At 52.9% G+C, this 17,092-nt stretch carries 10 protein-coding genes; 7 read left to right on the top strand and 3 right to left on the bottom strand.

What is annotated here, in order from left to right; genetic code table 11:
- Positions 1 to 234: 234 nt before the first annotated feature.
- The gene (locus tag FCN45_RS19710) at positions 235 to 1,521 is read left to right on the top strand and encodes a PAS domain-containing methyl-accepting chemotaxis protein (RefSeq protein WP_137386936.1); all 1,287 of its coding nucleotides are present in this window, start codon (positions 235 to 237) and stop codon (positions 1,519 to 1,521) included.
- Positions 1,522 to 1,559: 38 nt separating this feature from the next.
- Here the strand turns inward: FCN45_RS19710 and FCN45_RS19715 are convergent, their stop codons facing one another.
- The gene (locus tag FCN45_RS19715) at positions 1,560 to 2,888 is read right to left on the bottom strand and encodes an FAD-binding oxidoreductase (protein ID WP_137386937.1); all 1,329 of its coding nucleotides are present in this window, start codon (positions 2,886 to 2,888) and stop codon (positions 1,560 to 1,562) included.
- Positions 2,889 to 3,085: 197 nt separating this feature from the next.
- Here FCN45_RS19715 and FCN45_RS19720 point away from each other — a divergent pair, with 197 nt between their 5' ends.
- The 4 genes from FCN45_RS19720 to FCN45_RS19735 are packed head-to-tail and all read left to right on the top strand — an operon-like array spanning position 3,086 to position 6,467.
- Positions 3,086 to 3,988, top strand: a complete 903-nt coding sequence (locus tag FCN45_RS19720) for a metal ABC transporter substrate-binding protein (RefSeq protein ID WP_137386938.1) — start codon at positions 3,086 to 3,088, stop codon at positions 3,986 to 3,988.
- On the top strand, positions 3,985 to 4,791 hold the full coding sequence (locus FCN45_RS19725) for a manganese/iron ABC transporter ATP-binding protein (protein ID WP_137386939.1): 807 nt from the start codon (positions 3,985 to 3,987) through the stop codon (positions 4,789 to 4,791). The genes FCN45_RS19720 and FCN45_RS19725 overlap by 4 nt, the downstream gene beginning before the upstream one ends.
- On the top strand, positions 4,775 to 5,638 hold the full coding sequence (locus tag FCN45_RS19730) for a metal ABC transporter permease (protein ID WP_137386940.1): 864 nt from the start codon (positions 4,775 to 4,777) through the stop codon (positions 5,636 to 5,638). Before FCN45_RS19725 ends, FCN45_RS19730 begins: the two co-directional genes overlap by 17 nt.
- On the top strand, positions 5,631 to 6,467 hold the full coding sequence (locus tag FCN45_RS19735; RefSeq protein ID WP_137386941.1) for a metal ABC transporter permease: 837 nt from the start codon (positions 5,631 to 5,633) through the stop codon (positions 6,465 to 6,467). Before FCN45_RS19730 ends, FCN45_RS19735 begins: the two co-directional genes overlap by 8 nt.
- A 106-nt stretch (positions 6,468 to 6,573) precedes the next feature.
- Here the strand turns inward: FCN45_RS19735 and FCN45_RS19740 are convergent, their stop codons facing one another.
- Positions 6,574 to 12,549 carry an autotransporter outer membrane beta-barrel domain-containing protein gene (locus FCN45_RS19740; RefSeq protein WP_137386942.1) on the bottom strand — a complete coding sequence of 1,992 codons (5,976 nt, stop codon included), beginning with the start codon at positions 12,547 to 12,549 and terminating at the stop codon, positions 6,574 to 6,576.
- Positions 12,550 to 13,075: 526 nt separating this feature from the next.
- On the opposite strand from FCN45_RS19740, the gene FCN45_RS19745 reads away from it, so the two are divergent.
- Positions 13,076 to 14,848: a DUF262 domain-containing protein gene (locus FCN45_RS19745; RefSeq protein ID WP_137386943.1), complete on the top strand. Its 1,773-nt coding sequence runs from the start codon at positions 13,076 to 13,078 to the stop codon at positions 14,846 to 14,848.
- A gap of 99 nt (positions 14,849 to 14,947) precedes the next feature.
- Here FCN45_RS19745 and FCN45_RS19750 read toward each other — a convergent pair whose 3' ends face one another.
- Positions 14,948 to 15,409 (bottom strand): Lrp/AsnC family transcriptional regulator, encoded by a 462-nt coding sequence (locus FCN45_RS19750; protein WP_137386944.1) that lies wholly within the window; start codon positions 15,407 to 15,409, stop codon positions 14,948 to 14,950.
- Positions 15,410 to 15,628: 219 nt separating this feature from the next.
- Between FCN45_RS19750 and FCN45_RS19755 the strand changes: the two genes are divergently transcribed.
- Positions 15,629 to 16,992, top strand: a protein-coding gene (locus FCN45_RS19755) for an IS3 family transposase (protein WP_137385294.1) whose coding sequence is annotated in 2 segments (ribosomal slippage) — positions 15,629 to 16,124 and positions 16,124 to 16,992 — 1,365 coding nt in all. Because the reading frame shifts where the segments join, the coding sequence is not laid out codon by codon here.
- Positions 16,993 to 17,092: the final 100 nt, after the last annotated feature.

Here is a 17,092-nt window from a genome sequence, read left to right on the forward strand (position 1 = left end):
TAAATAAGGCCGCCGATAACTCGTATTGCGGAGCGCGAGTACGCTCTGAGCGGTACATTTTGAAAACATCAGGTAGGTTAATTACATACCCCGTGCGGCGCTGCGGCGCACAGAGACACTTAAGTGTACGGCGAAGGGGAATCTGCGGGCAGCTCAGGTGACGCATGTTGAGCGTGACCAATTTTGCACTGCACGCATTACGTTCAACAGCACAATAATCACCTGAGGCTTCCCATGTTTGGTGTGAAAAAGTCGAGTCTTTCTTTGCCGTTTTATAAAAGTGGCGATGTGGCTAAAGATATCAATGCGATCAAACAGCATGTGGCATGGATTGAATTTACGCCTAACGGCGAGATTCTCACCGCCAATCACCTCTTCCTTGCCACCACCGGCTACCAGTTAAATGAGATTCAGGGGAAGCATCACCGCCTCTTCTGCAGCCCGCAACACAGCCAATCCTCGCGCTATCTTGCGTTTTGGCAAACGCTGGCGTCTGGCGAATCGGTGACCGGCATTTTTGAGCGCTTTAATAAGCAAGGCCAGCGCTTCTATCTCAGCGCCACCTATTTCCCGGTGAGCGATGACAAAGGCCAGGTTTACAAAGTGATCAAGGTGGCATCGGATATCACAGAACGTCATCAGGAGTTGGAGCATAAAGAAGCGGTGATCACCGCGCTGGATCTCTCCATGGCGGTGATTGAGTTCACGCCGGACGGACAAATCCTCACTGCCAACAATAACTTCCTCAAGCACATGGGATATGAGCTGGCTGCGGTTGTAGGGCAGCATCATCGCATGTTCTGCTTCGATAACTTCTATAGTGAAAATCCCGACTTCTGGCGCAAGATGGCCAAAGGCCAGCACTTTGTCGGCCGCTTCGAACGCAAAACCGCCGGCGGCGAACGCATCTGGCTTGAGGCCAGCTACAACCCGGTTTATGACGCCGATGGCAAGGTGTACAAGGTGATCAAAATCGCCTCAGATATCACCGCGCGCGTGGAAGCCGCCAAGCGCGTGGCCGACATCGCGCTGACGACCTCAGAAGAAACGTCACAAATTACCGACAACGCCAACGAGGTGCTGGACGAAACCATCCGCAATTCAGGGTTGGTGGCGCTGCAGGTTAATGCAGCAACGGCGATCGGGGGCGAGCTCAACGCCTCGGCGAAAAGCATTGGCGAAGTGGTCGAGACCATCAACCTGATTGCCTCGCAAACCAATATTCTGGCGCTGAATGCGGCAATTGAGTCTGCGCGCGCCGGTGAAGCAGGACGCGGATTCAGCGTGGTGGCGGGCGAAGTGCGACGTTTGGCGGCGTCCACCTCCAGCGCGACGAAGCAGATCACGCAAGTGGTGGAACACAACGCCAGCCTGATTGCGCAGATGGAGCAGCAGCTTAATGAGGTCAAGCAGTTTGTGGTGACCGAGCAGGATAAAATCAGCGTGTTGTCACGCAGCCTGCGAGAAATTAACAGCGGCGTACATGAGTTTGTGAACGTGATTCATCGGTTGGATGTGTAATGTTCGGCCGGTGTGCAACAACGCGCACCGGCCCACCCTCACATCATCTGCGGTTCACGGATCGCCTGACCTTTGGCGAACCGCGCCAGGCTGTACGGCTTCACATCAGTGAACAGCGGTTTGTTATTGACCATCTGCGCGCACAACAAGCCTGCGCCTGGCCCAATACCAAAACCGTGGCCGCTGAAGCCGGAGGCGATAAACAAGCCCGGTATGCTCGTCATCTCATCAATCACCGGCACCAAATCCGGCGTGGTATCAATCCAACCGCCCCACGCGTAATCCACCTTAATGCCGTTCAGCTCCGGATAGAGCTGCACCAGCGCCTGCATCGCTTCCTGCACAATGCCGTTATCCGCTGCCGGATCGAGGGTGCGGATCTTCTCGAACGGCGACTCGCTTTGATTGGACCACGAACCGGAGGCTTCCGGGCCGTTGAAGAACGAGCCGTTGATGCGCACCTTGAGCTTCTTAGCGATCTTGCTGCGATACATCGCATAGAACCTGGTGGCGTAACGGATATTTTGCGGCGCGAGATCAATCTGCCCGCGTCCGGCGAGCGCCACGGTGTAGCTGCCATCCTGACGACGGCGAATACACAACCCGCCGGTGCTGAGACAGCCTTTGATTACTTCAGGCGCCGCCGTGGTTTTGAACGCGGTGCCCAGGATATTGGCGCTCGGCAGTTCAATGCCATATTGCTTGCAGAAGCGCGAACTCCACGCGCCGCCGCAGCAGATTACACGGTTAGCTTTCACCAGGCCGCGCTCGGTCCAGACGCCGGTGACGCGTCCGCCAGATACATCGAGGCCGCGCACCGCGCAGTTTTGCTGGATTGATGCGCCGAGATTTTTCGCGCCAGTCGCCATCGCCGGTGCTGCCAGCGACGGCTCTGCGCGACCATCGCTCGGCGACCACACGCCGCCAATCCACGGCGCATTATTGCTGATGCGCTCGCGCGTCTCTTGTGCGGTCATCAAATGGCTGACGAAACCCAGTTGCTGCGCCTGCTTGCCCCACGCTTCCCAGCGCGCCAGATCGCTTTCACTCTGCGTGCCGTAAGTAATGCCCTGCCGTGAGAAGCCGAGATCGAGGCCAATTTTACTGCTCAACTCGTCCCAGCGCTGCAAACTGCGCATCGCCATCGGCAGTTCGTACAGTTCGCGGTTTTGCTGCCGAACCCAGCCCCAGTTGCGGCCGGATTGCTCGCCGCCGATCACGCCCTTCTCAAACAGCGCCACGGAAACGCCCTGTTTTGCCAATTCGTAACTTACTGACGTGCCAATGATGCCGCCGCCAATCACAATCACATCAACGGATTCGGGAAAGCGTTCACTGTCTGCTACTGCATTGATTTTGATGCGCATCGTCTTAAATCCTGTCCGCTTTTTGTTGATGTAACCATATTTAGTGTTTTAGGGGAAATGCCGTTTAATTCCGTCTTTATGACACTTGCCCCTTTCGTAAATTTTTGTCTTTACACTGGCGTTGTGAACAAAAATGACTCATATAGATAGCATCAGCTATATATTATAGCATTGGCTATATTACTTTGGAGATGATCATGTTCACTCAACGCCTTTTGCCTGCGATTGCCGTTCTGTTGTCACTCAGCGCATTTACCGCGTCAGCGGCTGAAAAACTCAAAGTGGTCACCACCTTTACGGTGATCGCCGATATGGCGAAAAACGTCGCGGGCGATGCGGCGGATGTGACGTCGATTACCAAAACCGGCGCAGAAATCCACGAATACCAACCCACGCCAGGCGATATTCGTCGCGCGCAGGGTGCCAATCTGATTTTGGTAAACGGCTTTAATCTGGAACTGTGGTTCAGCCGGTTTTACCAGCGTCTTAACGATGTACCGCAGGTCACCGTGACGCAAGGCATTGAGCCGATGGGCATTACTGAAGGTCCGTACAACGGTAAACCGAATCCGCATGCGTGGATGTCGCCGGATAACGCGCTGATCTACGTCGATAACATCCGCAACGCGCTGCAGAAATACGATCCCGCCAATGCCGCAATTTATCAGGCCAACGCTGAGCGTTACAAAGCGCAGATTCAGCAAACCATCGCGCCGATGCGTGCCGCTGTCGACAAGCTTCCCGCCGATAAACGCTGGCTGGTGACCAGTGAAGGTGCCTTCTCTTATCTGGCGCGCGATTTCGGTCTGAAAGAGCTCTATTTATGGCCGATTAACGCCGATCAGCAAGGCGCCCCGCAGCAGGTGCGTAAGGTGATCGATGCGGTGCGCGATCATCAAATTCCTGCCATCTTTAGTGAAAGCACCATCTCTGCCAAACCCGCTCAGCAAGTGGCGCGTGAAGCCGGCATTCATTACGGTGGCGTGTTGTACGTCGATTCGCTGAGCAACAGCGATGGCCCAGTGCCGACCTATCTGGATCTGCTGCGCGTCACCACCGAAACCGTGGTGAAAGGCATCACAGAAGGAAGTCAGAAATGAACCCAGCCGCAGGATTAATCGTCGAGAATGTGGGTGTTACCTACCGCAACGGCCACACGGCGCTGCGTAAAGCCTCTTTTAGCGTGCCCGCTGGCAGCATCACCGCGTTGATTGGCGTCAACGGCTCCGGTAAATCCACACTGTTCAAAGCGATCATGGGATTTGTGCCGCTCTCCTCGGGCGCGGTAACGCTAGCGGGTTTGCCGGCCAATAAGGCGTTAAAACACAACATCGTTTCCTATGTTCCGCAATCGGAGGAAGTGGACTGGAGCTTCCCGGTATTGGTGGAAAATGTGGTGATGATGGGCCGTTACGGCTATATGGGCATGCTGCGTATACCGCGTGTCGCCGATAAACTTAGCGTTGATCAAGCGCTGGAGCGCGTGGGGATGAGCGCTTATCGCCACCGGCAGATTGGCGAGCTGTCGGGGGGGCAGAAAAAACGCGTTTTTTTGGCACGCGCGCTGGCACAAAGTGGTCAGATTATCCTGCTGGATGAGCCGTTTACCGGCGTGGACGTCAAAACCGAAGCCGCGATTATAGCCCTGCTAAAAGAGCTGCGCGACGAAGGCCGCACCATGCTGGTTTCCACTCACGATCTCAACGCCATCCCTGATTTCTGCGATCGCTGCGTGCTGGTAAAAAATACCGTGCTGGCGAGCGGCCTGCTGCATGACACCTTCACCGCCGATAATCTGGCGCAGACCTTTGATGGCGCGCTGCATGAGCGTAACGCGGTGTTAATGCAGCTGATGAAAGACAAAAATCCTGACCGGGGAGCGAACCATGTCGTGGATTATTGAACCGTTTGGCTATCAATACATGCTGAATGCGATGTGGATCGCCGCGCTGGTCGGCGCGATTTGCGCCTTTCTCTCCTGCTTCCTGATGCTGAAAGGCTGGTCACTGATCGGTGATGCGCTGTCGCACTCAATTGTGCCCGGCGTGGCGGGCGCGTACATACTCGGACTGCCCTTTTCCCTCGGCGCGTTTCTCTCCGGCGGGCTGGCGGCGGGCAGCATGCTGTTTCTCAATCAGCGTACGCGCTTAAAAGAAGATGCCATTATCGGCCTGATCTTCTCGTCTTTTTTTGGCATCGGCCTGTTTCTGGTTTCGCTCAATCCCACGTCGGTGAATATTCAAACCATCGTGCTGGGCAATATTTTGTCGGTCGCGCCCGCCGATATCTGGCAGCTCGGCGCGATTGGCTTTATCACCCTGACCATTCTGCTGCTGAAGTGGAAAGATCTGATGGTGACCTTCTTCGACGAGAGCCACGCGCGCTCGCTCGGTTTGAATACGCTGCGGCTGAAGATCCTGTTCTTTGCCCTGCTCTCGGCGTCCACCGTCGCCGCGCTGCAAACCGTCGGCGCTTTTATGGTGATTTGTCTGGTGGTGACGCCAGGCGCCACCGCCTATCTGTTGACCGATCGCTTTCCGCGCCTGTTGCTGATCGCCGTGACCATCGGCAGCGTCACCAGTTTCCTCGGCGCATGGAGCAGCTACTTCCTTGATGGCGCGACCGGCGGCGTGATTGTGGTCGCGCAAACGCTGGTATTTTTAGTGGCCTTTGTTTTCGCGCCAAAACATGGCGTGCTGGCTTCGCGCCGCCGTGCGCGTCAGACCATGGAGGACGGCGTTAATGGCTGAATTATTGTTGAGTCCATTCCAGTTCGAATTTATGAACATGGCGCTGATCACCACCTTGGTACTGTCGCTGCCGTGCGCGATGCTGTCGGCGTTTCTGGTGCTGAAAGGTTGGTCATTGCTCGGTGATGCGATGAGCCACGCGGTATTTCCTGGCGTGGTGATCGCCTGGCTGATTGGTTTGCCGTACGCCATCGGCGCGTTTGTCGCTGGCATGGTGTGCGCCGTCGCTACCGGCTACATCAGTGAGAACAGCCGCATCAAACCCGATACGGTAATGGGCATCGTCTTCTCCGGCATGTTTGGCGCCGGTTTGGTGCTGTATCTGAAATTGCAGCCCGAAGTGCATCTCGACCACATCTTGTTCGGCGATATGTTGGGCATCAGCCTGGCGGATATTATCCAGACATCGGCTATCGCGCTGATTGTTAGCCTGTTGATTGGCATCAAATGGCGAGATTTACTGCTGCACGCGTTCGATCCCAATCAGGCGCGCGCCTGCGGCATCAACGGCAAACTGATGCATTACGGCTTGTTGTGTTTAATCTCGTTAACCATCGTCGCTGCGCTGAAATCGGTGGGCGTGATTTTGTCAATTTCCATGCTGATCGCGCCTGGCGCTATCGCTTTACTGCTGGCGCGTCGTTTCGTGCAGGTGATGTTGCTGGCGATTGGCATTGCGGTGGTGACAGGTTTCAGCGGCGTGTACGCCTCGTTCTTCCTCGACAGCGCGCCGGGCCCAACCATTGTGGTGATCTACGCGGTGCTGTTCGTGCTGGCGTTTTTGTATGTCACGGTGAAGGATCGGCGCACGCAGCAAGTGCCTGGCTAATGATTTTGGTCGCCAGGCATTAAATCACCTCTAACCCCTCATCCTTGAGGGGTTGAAAACCACTTATCTTGACGCACTCCAGCATGCGCGATGAACAGGCTGAATTTTAAAACGACCACCTCACGCCCGCGTTATAGCGCCAGCCTTTGGCGCCGTTGCCGTCGATCTCTTTGCGGTAATCCGCTTCGGCATACAGCGCAACATCCTTATTCAGCGTGGCGCTGCCGCCTAAGCCGACATCCCACATCTGGCCAAACTTGCCACTTTCGAAGATTTGACTGCCTTCAGTATCCGCCGCACCGATTTTGGTTTTCGCGGTGCCGCCCCAGCCTTTGTAGTAGTTGGCGCGAACGTACGGCGTGTAGGCATTCTGGCTGGCGTCCAGCCAGGTGCGATCGAGGCGCGCGCCGAGTCGGCCGATGGTTTGATCGTAATCGTTGTACGACACGCGCGTGCGATCCTGATCGGTGAAGCTGTCCATCTTCATCTGCAGCCAGGTGATTTGCGCCTGCGGTTCGAGGCGCACGCCGTTGGCGAAGGTGAACGGATAGCCCGATTCCACCGACGCCGTCCAGCCGTTACCCTTCGGTGTTGCCACCTCTTTCTGCCGGGCGATGTCGGTTTCACCGCGATACCAACCCCAACTCAGCGAACCATCGAGGTAGAATCCGCTGTCGCGCAGCCAGGTGCCGTACAGCGAAATGCTGTCGCTGTCGAAACTGGTAGAGCTGTAACCGTCGGCTGCGTGAGGGCGAATGCGCGTATTACCGCGCGTGTAGGCCACGCCGCCGCGCAAGCTGTCTTGCGGGCCGTCGGCGCGCAGCACGTTGCCACCCAGTTGTACCGCACTGTAATCCAGATCGAAGTCGTAGCCGTAATCGGCCAAACCGCGATTGCTTTGATATTTCAGGTTGGAGCCGAGATAGCGGATAAACATCTCGCCGCCCACGGCATCGGACGCGCTTTGCTGCTGACGCAGTTCGCCGAGACGTTTATGCAGATCGTCGGTCACCGCCAGCGAGTAATACGCCAAACCCACCGGCGCGGAGATGTAGGACGGCACCTGCGGCGTAACGGCCAGCCGCACGGCACGCTGATTGCTGCCCGCTTGTGGCTGGCACAGCGAACCGTCTTCACAGACAAAGGTGTTAGCGAGTCGATAATCCCACGCACCGGATGTTGAACTGCCCGGCGCGAAGCTGGCTAAACCATATTGCCACGGCCCGGACGCCACATAGCCGCTCTTGAGCGCAAAACTGGTTGCGCTGGCGCTGCCGGTTACCTGCGCCAGCGACACACCTTCGCTGGCGGCAATCACGCCATCGCGATTGCTATCCAGCTGCGGGCCGCCGATCAGCGTATCGTCGATCAAGGTGGTGCCCGACACATTGCCGTTTACGCGCAGGTTGTCGCTCTGCGTGGCGGAGGAGTTGAGTTTCAGGCTGCCGCCCGCCGATGCCAGTTCGCCATCAATGGTTAAAACATTCGCCGCCGCATTGCCGCCGTTAGTGAGATCCAGCGTACCGGCGTTATTTATCACCAGCGAATCATTGGTCGCGCCTTGCAGCAGCGGATTGACGTTATCACCGGCAAACAGCGTACTGCCGGCGTCGATATTGATGGTGCTGTGCGCGAGTTTGATGTTGTCGGTTAGCGTCCACTGGGTGGCGAAGAAGTTGAGCGTGCTCCAGCCCGCGCCGAGGTTGGTGCCTTTGCTGACATCATCGCGGGCAAACGAGCCGCCGCGCGCCGTCAGTTCGCTGAGATTGAGCGTGCTGCCAGCGCCGTTTTCGGTGGTGATGTGACGGGTATCGGCCAGGCTGACTCTCTGCACCGTTGCCTGATTCGCCGCACCATTGCCCATCGTCAGGCTGCCGTTCAGCGTGCCGCCGGTCACCACCAGTTCATCGCTGCCGCTGCCGGTATTCACATCGCCGACCACCGCACCATCGAGCAGCGCGATGACATCATTGCCTGCGCCTCCGGCTACGACGACCTGATCCGGGAACGGCGCGGAGATGGTGCCCTGGTTGATAAATACCGTGTCGCCACCGCGCAAATCGATCAGCGGAGAGACGCGGCTGAGTGAGGCAATCGAACCCTGGTTGATCACCTGGCTGGCGGTGCTGGTGACAATCGCCGAACCGCCGTTGAAATCGCGAATGCCAATCGAACCCTGCGAAATCACTCTGCCGCTGGTGTTAGCGCGAACGCCGGTGCCTTGTCCGGAAACCAGAATCGAATAATCCTTGCCGATCACCAGATCGTTGCTGGTGGTTGAGCCATCGGCATTTTCGAAGCGATAACCGGTAGCGCCACCGCTGACGTTGATCAGCGCGCGACCATTGGGATCAAACGAAGTCGCCGAACGCACGCCGGTGCCGCCGCTCACATCGAGCATCACGTTATCCAGCGAGATATTGCTGGTTTCCGCGCGGTTGTTGATTACGCTGCCGCTGCCGTAAGCGCCGAGGATGATGTCGTTGGCTTCAAAGCCCTGCGCGCCATTATCCAGCAACAAGCCATCGGCTTTGCCCATCGCATAAATATTGCTCGCGCCCTGCCCGTCGCCGTAGATTCTCAGCCAGCCGCCGTTGCCAACGCGTAACGCTGCGGTGCCGTCATCAACGCGTAGGGAACTGTCCACCGGTACGTATTGGCCGTAGCCGCTGCTGACATCCACGCCGATGCCCGACGCGATACGCATGCTGCCACGGTTAATGAAGTTACCGCCGTCATGCACGCGCGCGCCGGTGCTGTTTGGTCCGGTGAGATCGACGACGCCTTGATACTGATTAAACAACCGTGCGCCACCGCTCACATCAAAAGCGGTGCTGTTGCTACCGTTACCGGTGATTTGCGAGGCGGCGTAGATTTCCGACTCATCGCCGCCGACCACCGCCGCAGTGCCGCTTTCGCCATTCAGGGCAATGCCGCTGGTGATCACGCCCTCGGCGCTGCCGCTGACGCGCATCACGGTGGCATTTTTGCCGGTCACGGTGTAATTGTCGGTGCGGGAAACCATCGCGTCGTATCCGCTCACCTCCATCCCAGTGCTGTTTTCCCCGCTGAGCGTTACATTGCCTGGCGTTTCGGCATACAGCCACGCGCCGTTGACAATCTCGTATAGTCTGGAGTTTTCAGTGCTGACATCAACGCTGCCGCCGTGGCTGATCAAACGCGTGCCGGTATCCGCGGCGCGAAAACCGTATTGGTTCCTGTCGTGGAACACCACGCGATTGCCATCACCTAAATCAAGTAGTCCACCGGCAAACACCGCGCCCGCCAGCGCGTTTGAGCCAAACAAATTGATGGTGCCGTTTTGATAGAAGCGCGCCAGCTCATGATAGGAGATCAATCCTCTGCTGGGTGAGAAACTCTCGGCATCCACGTTATACACATTGAGCAAGCCGATATTGATAACTTCAGTCGGCGTTACGCCATCGGTGTATTCGGGATTGCCATACGCATACAGACCGGTGCTGCTGCGCGTCACGGTGACATCGCCACGGTTGAAGGCAAAGGCACCATTCTGCGCATAAATACCGTTGGTGCTCTGACCGCCTAAGGTAATGTCGCCGGTATTGATCAACTGGGCGTGATTCGTGACAACCAGCGCCTGTTGATTATCAGCAACGCCGCTGAGCGCCGCATGGTTGACCAGCAGCGTATCGGGATTGAACTGGGTTTGCGGATTGATCGGGTCGCCTGTCAGGGTGAATTTATTGCCATCCGCCACCGCGCCGGTCGCGCCATTGCTGAGCAGCCTGATGCGGGTCGCCGCATCAATGGTGGCGTGCGCGCCGTCACTGATCTCAACCGCACGCGCGTAATTGCCGGCAACGTTGAAGGTCGCGCCATTGGTGTTGACGTCGGTGAACTCACCGCTGCCGTACACGCCCGTGGCGAACGAGTTGTTCATGGAAAGCGTGCGGCCGGTGCCGTCAAAATCTGCCCCATCTGCAACACGGAAAATATTGCCGTACGGCACGGTGGTGCTGTAGCTGCCGTTGGCGGGCAAGTTGATTCTGGCGTTGGGGCCAAGGGTGTAAAAACTGATATGCCGTGCGGTATACACGTTGGGATCAGGCACGGATAGCGGCACCGCATTAGCGCTGACATCAACCACCGCAAGCCCTTCGGCACGAATACCAATATTCGAGTTTCCGCCGAGTCTGATCGGCCCGGTCAGTTTCGCGTAAGCCGTGCCGCCCGGATCGCCCTTCACCCATACCGCCGTGTTAAAGGAATTAACAAACCGATCGCCATCGCCAGGCACGTTGATCGCGCCGCTGGAAAATGCCACGGAGTCATTGCCATCGCGCGCGATGACTTTTAGGCCAGTGCTGTTGTAGCCGTTGACATTGATGGTGCCGATATTGCCAACCTTGCCGAGGCTGCCGGAATCCAGCACCAACATGCCAACGTTCTCGGCGGGTTGAACTTGCGCCTTGCCGTTAACGTCGATGACGCCATTGTTCAGCGTGACCGCGTGAGGCGCGAGTTCCACCTTCATCCCTGCCGCGTTTTGCACTTTGGATCCAATCACGATGTGGCCATTATTCACGGCTTTTGAATCAAGAAATTGATAGATGCCGCTGGCGCCGCCACCCAGATTGACGGCGACATCTTCGGTTGGGTCATTTTTGCGATTTTGCGGCGTGCGCCCGATGTAAATGGTGCCGTCTTTGGCGTTAGCGAAACCGCCTTTGCCATCGCTGCTCAGCAATACGCCCGCCGCCGTGCCGCCGCTGCTGACATCGCTTACGCCAACGTTGATGTTGCCGTGGTTAACCACTTTGCTGTTGTAGGCATTGATGCCGGTACTGAAGCCCGCGCCGGGTTGCAGGTTGATCACGCCACGATTGATAAACCGACTTTCATAACTGACGTCGACCGCGCTACCGCCCGCGCCAACCGTGCTGCTATCGACGCCTTTGCCATTGGCGTTATTAAGAAAACCGGCGTTGATGACGCCGTTGTTGAAGCCGCGCGCGCCGCTGAGCAACTCCAGGCCAGAACCGGTGCTGGCGAGTTTGCCATCGACTATCGCCTTCGCCCCGTTGCTGGCACGCATCACCGCGCTGTTGCTGTTCACCACTTCCAGCGTTTTGCCGCGATTGATTTTCACTGTTGCCTTCGGACCATCGGCGCTAAGCACCACCTGATCGAATATCGGTAGCGCCACTTCATCATCGAAGTTGTTGGTGCTCATGCGATACACCACGCGCCCTTCGCGCAGCGCGTAGGCCTTATTGAATTCTGTGTTGTAACTTTCGGTGCTGAGATTGGCGTTGGAGAGCTGATCGATCAGCCAGTCGTTGTAATTGCGCAGTTCATTGAGATTAGTGACGTTGAACGTGTTAGTGCCGCCATCCAGTGTATTGACGGTGAATACACCCGCGTATTCCACCACGTTGCCGACATCGTAAGCCAGGCGATCGCCACCGTACGGCGTGGTGCCGGCGGTGAAGGCGATACGGTTATTGGAATTCCAGTTCAAATTGCCTTTTTTGCTGGCGGTAAATAACTGGCTTTGCTTCGCCGCCATCGACCAGCTATTACTGGAGGAAGTCGACGCCGCGTTATGCTTGCCAATATCGATATTCAGCGTGCCATTACTGACGGAAGCGACACGCGCGTTGATATATTGTTTGTCGTTTACATCAAAATAATCTGGCACTACGGTATCCAGACCTACAGCAGGTAAATCAACCAGTTCTGCAGTATTAAATACCTGATAGGTGATGTAGGTATTTTCTTCGTAATTGGGGATGCCAATAGCGTAATTCTGCGCACCGATTTGCAGCCGCGCCGCGCCAATCACGTTGTCATTGATAATTCGCCCAATATTGCGCAACTCACCAATCGTTACGCTGCCCGTACCGTTTTCACCCGGCGCGAACTGCGGCAATCCGCTCAGCGTTTGCGTGCTGCCATTACATAAACAGTAAGCACCAACCTTATTGTCATTAATTTCAGGCGTATAAGGCTTTAATATCGCCGCCGTTGTCGGCAACACAGGGAACATCACGCCTTGCGCAGCCACAAGGCTTAGTAACACCGGATTTAATTTAAACACAATGTTTTCCTCAACAGAGAAAAGACGATACGTGCACGGCTTATTACCGCTGCGCTTTAGGTTTGTTTAAGTAATCGAATTATTTTGTTTCAGCTTTTTAATGTTTGAAATCGGGTGAAATGATTATCTACGCTTTAGCTGGCAAGCGTCCAGTTTGAGTTAAGGATTTGTGAGGTGGGAGATGGGATTTAGGAAATTGGCTAAAATCATCAAAAAAACATTGGACCTAACTTTAATTTTTTCATCACAACACTTAAAAGACAACATTATTAACCTGAAATCAAATCGGCAATCAATTCGAAATATTACAAATAACTCTTATCTAAAAAAGAGCGCCATATATGAAAGATGAAAAACAAAATCGCCGAATTACTCTTAACCAAAAATTTTTTCTCATTAACTATAATGTGAAGTAGACAACAATTAATTAGAGCTATTTTTACTCACACCTCTTTTTTTGATACTTATAACATAGTATTATCTTAATGAGTAGTTAGTGATTATTTAATGGATTAGGGTGAATCACATGGCAAATGAAAACTTAGATATTGATTCAAAAACTAGTGAAGAACTATATGAATGGTATTTGCAGGAGAAACTTGTTGTCAACAGGAGGTATCAAAGAAAGCTTGTATGGTCTTTAGAGGAAAAAGCGTCATTGATATCTTCCATGATTCAACAATATCCTATCCCCCTATTATTATTTGTAACTTTGAAATCCACTAGAGAAATACTAGATGGAATGCAGAGATTAGAAGCCCTTACTAGCTTTATTGAACAAAGATATTCTTTAAATGGTGAACATTTTGATTTAGATTCAATTGCTTTAACTAAACAACTCAAAGACTCTGGTCAACTCATACAAAAAGAACCAGTACTATCCCGAGATAAATCCGCACAGATTGCACGATACCGATTTGCAATTTCTGAATATTCATCAACTGAAGATAACATTGATGAGGTTTTCAGGAGGATTAATTCAAATGGGAAAATTTTATCTAAGCAGGAACTCCGCAGTGCGGGTTGTGTTAGTAATTTTTGTGAGCTTGTACGTATTCTGTCCACCTCAATAAGAGGTGATACTACTCATTCTGATGTGATGGGTCTAAATAAGATTCACAACATATCAATAAGTAATGAAGGTCTTAATTACGGAATAAATATAGATAATCATTTTTATATTAAACACCATATATTAACCAGACGTAGTATCAGAGATTCTGATGACGAAGAGTTAGTAGCTAATATTTTAGGCTACATTATGATTGAAGATAAGCCTACTTCAGGTTCAACATCCCTTGACACATTTTATGGTGCAGGCACATCAACTCATGCAGCCGGTCAAAGACAACATTTAGAAAATTACATCCAAAAAAATGGATTTGATAAAATTATGGAAGACTACCTTGTAGTCTATGAAAATCTATCATCTCTTTATAATGATAAAGAAATTTATTTCAGACGGCATATTCTTGGAGAAGATTATACATCCCAAGAATGCCCAAGGTATTACCAAGCGGTTTTTTTAGCAATGTATCAATTGATCATTGAGAATAACATGCAGCTTAATGATAAAGATGGATTTTTTAATCAACTTGGTGATAGCGTAAGAAGATCAATGGTTCAAACTGAAGGTGGCCGTTGGGCTGCAAGCGCAAGAGAAAAAAGTGTCGAGGATCTGAAAGCCTTAATTAGTCGATACTTTTCACCTTCGGCTAAAACATATATCAATCATGCATGGTTAACTTTAATTAGAACAATATTAAATAATGCAAGAACAGAGCAACCAAGTTACGATTTCAAGCAAGGCCTATTCAATTTATCGGGTAAGCATGATATTGACGATGAGTGCTTAGTCAATATAATACAAACTTGTGTGGCTATAAATAACATTGGCAAAGAATCTAAAGGTTTTATTTTAATAGGCGTGTCTGAAAACATTCATACTGCTAATAGACTGAATTCGCTCTATAGCATACAACCAATTGAATTTAATGGTTTTTATATAAACGGCATAGATCATGAAGCAACTATCAAATCTGGTTCAATTGATGATTACTTCATGTTTATCAAGCAAAAGATACAAGGATATAATTTCACCAACGCTTTAAAGCAGCAAATACTAAAAGACATTGAGCTTTGCTCATATAACGGACTGCACGTTTTAAAAATTGAAGTTAAAAGCGTTGGCCAAGTATGTCATTATGAAAATAACTTTTTCATCCGGCAAGGTTCAAGTACTGAGTTACTGAGAGAAGGTGACCAAATCATCGATCTTAATGCTGCTTATTATTCGTAATATTTCCTGCCCCACATATAACTATATGTGGGGTTTCTTTTTTATATGAAAAACCTTCACGATAGCTTTGTTAAAAAAATTATGAATTTTAAATAAATCTTAGCCTATAGGACAGGCCGCCAAACCCTTTATCTCCTTCAGCACAAACATACTCTGCATCTCCTTTATCCCCGGCAATCTTCGTATAACCGACATTGCGAATTCCGCATACGCGTCCATATCTGCCGCTACCACCTGCAATAAGAAATCCGCATCGCCGCCGATGCTGTAGCAGGAAACCATATTATCCAGCGCCATTACTTCTTGTTCGAATTTACGCGCTTCGGCTTCGCTGTGGCTATCAATGGTGACGCGTACAAACACCATCACATTGAGGCCAATCTTTTTTCGATTAAGTACCGCGCGATAACCCTGAATCACTTCGTCCTCTTCCAGTTTGCGCACTTTGCGCCAAGTTGGGGATGCGGAGAGGCCAATTTCGTCGGCGAGATGTTGGTTGGTGATGCGCGCGTCCTGCTGCAACTGCTGGAGGATTTTGATATCTGTCTTGCTTAAGCTCATAAGTGGATAATCCTTTCCAATGTTTAGCGATTAAGGGATTTTTTTATCCCTAATATGTTCCTTTTGCAACGTAATCAGAAAGCACTTTCCTTTGGGGTTGCGGCATACTTTTTTCTCTGATGATTGTTATCAGAGTCATTGCGCGGATGTAGCCGGGTCGCCATGAATGAACTGCACCCCAAATGTTGGACCATAATCTGACATTGAAGGTGCAGGTCTATGGCGACAAAATATCCCGTCGAATTCAAACTCTCGGCCATTCACTATTTTCTTAGCGGCCATGCCGGTATTGATGGAACGGCTAAGCACTTCAGCATTGCCCCTACTAACCTGCGCCGCTGGGTTGCACGCTATCAGCATCACGGTGAGCAGGCTTTGCTTCCCCGCGGGCACCGGCGTTATTCTTCCGACTTCAGAGTTCAGGTGGCGCATTACGTTCTGGCTCATCCCGGTGAGTCATACGCCGCGGTTGCGGCGCGTTTTAATCTCACCTCATACAAAACGGTTGAATCCTGGGCCCGTCAGTACAGCCTTAAAGGCCACTACGCTTTCCCGCCCGAAAACAGCACGCGGAGTATACGAATGTCAGACAAAGCAAAATCACCAAAACCTGCCGGATCAATGACGGAGAAAGAGCTGCTTAAGGAGCTCGAATACCTTCGCGCCGAAAACGACTATCTGAAGGTTATGCAGGAGATTATCCTGGAAAAAAAGCGCCGGGAGCGGGAGAAAAAGCCGCTGCAGTGACGCGGTTGCGCACGCGGCATCGCCTGCCGGTGCTGCTGAGCGTATCGCGGCTGCCGAAAAGCACATTTTTTTATCAGCTTGCCCGCCAGCAGGCGGCGGATAAGTACGCAGAGGTGAAGGCGCTCATCGTCAGGCTGTCGGAGGAGCATCGCAGTCTTTACGGCTACCGGCGCATGGGCTGCCTGCTCAGGCAGCACGGCTGGGGGCTGAGCGGGAAAACCGTGCTGAAGCTGATGTCGGCGCTGGGCCTGCAGTCGCCGGTAAGAAAGAAGAGATACCGGTCCTGTCGGGGGCCCGAAGGGCGAACAGCCGGCAACGTGCTGCAGCGCAACTTCCGGGCACAGGCACCGAACGAGAAGTGGGTAACGGACGTAACGGAGTTCAGCGTTGCGGGTGAAAAATGCTACCTGTCCCCGGTTCTGGACCTGTATAACGGCGAAATCGTGGGCTGGGAAACGGCGCGTAAGCCGCTGATGCCGATGATAAACAATATGCTGAGCAGTGCCTTACGGCATCTGACGGGCGAGCAGCGTCCGCTTCTTCACAGCGATCAGGGCTGGCAGTATCAGATGCCGGAGTATAGGCAGCGCCTGGCGGAAAACGGGATAACACAGAGCATGTCGCGCAGAGGAAACTGCCTGGACAACGCGGTGATGGAAAACTTCTTCGGTCATCTGAAGTCGGAAATGTTTTACCTGAAGAAATACCGTGATGTAGAGGAGCTGGAGAAGGATATCGGAGACTATATCCACTTCTGGAATACTAAGCGGATAAAAATGGGGTTGGGTGGGCTGAGTCCGGTAGCGTACAGGACTCAGCATTACGCAGCGCTTTAACTAAACGGTCCAGGTTATGGGGTTCAGTTCATGAATGGCGCCCCTACGGCGTAGGGTGCGCATTTATGCGCACCGGGAAAACCAGCGTTATTCGCTGAAC

The sequence above is a fragment of the Pantoea sp. SO10 genome (assembly GCF_005281435.1).
GTDB classification, from domain to species: Bacteria; Pseudomonadota; Gammaproteobacteria; order Enterobacterales; family Enterobacteriaceae; genus Pantoea; species Pantoea leporis.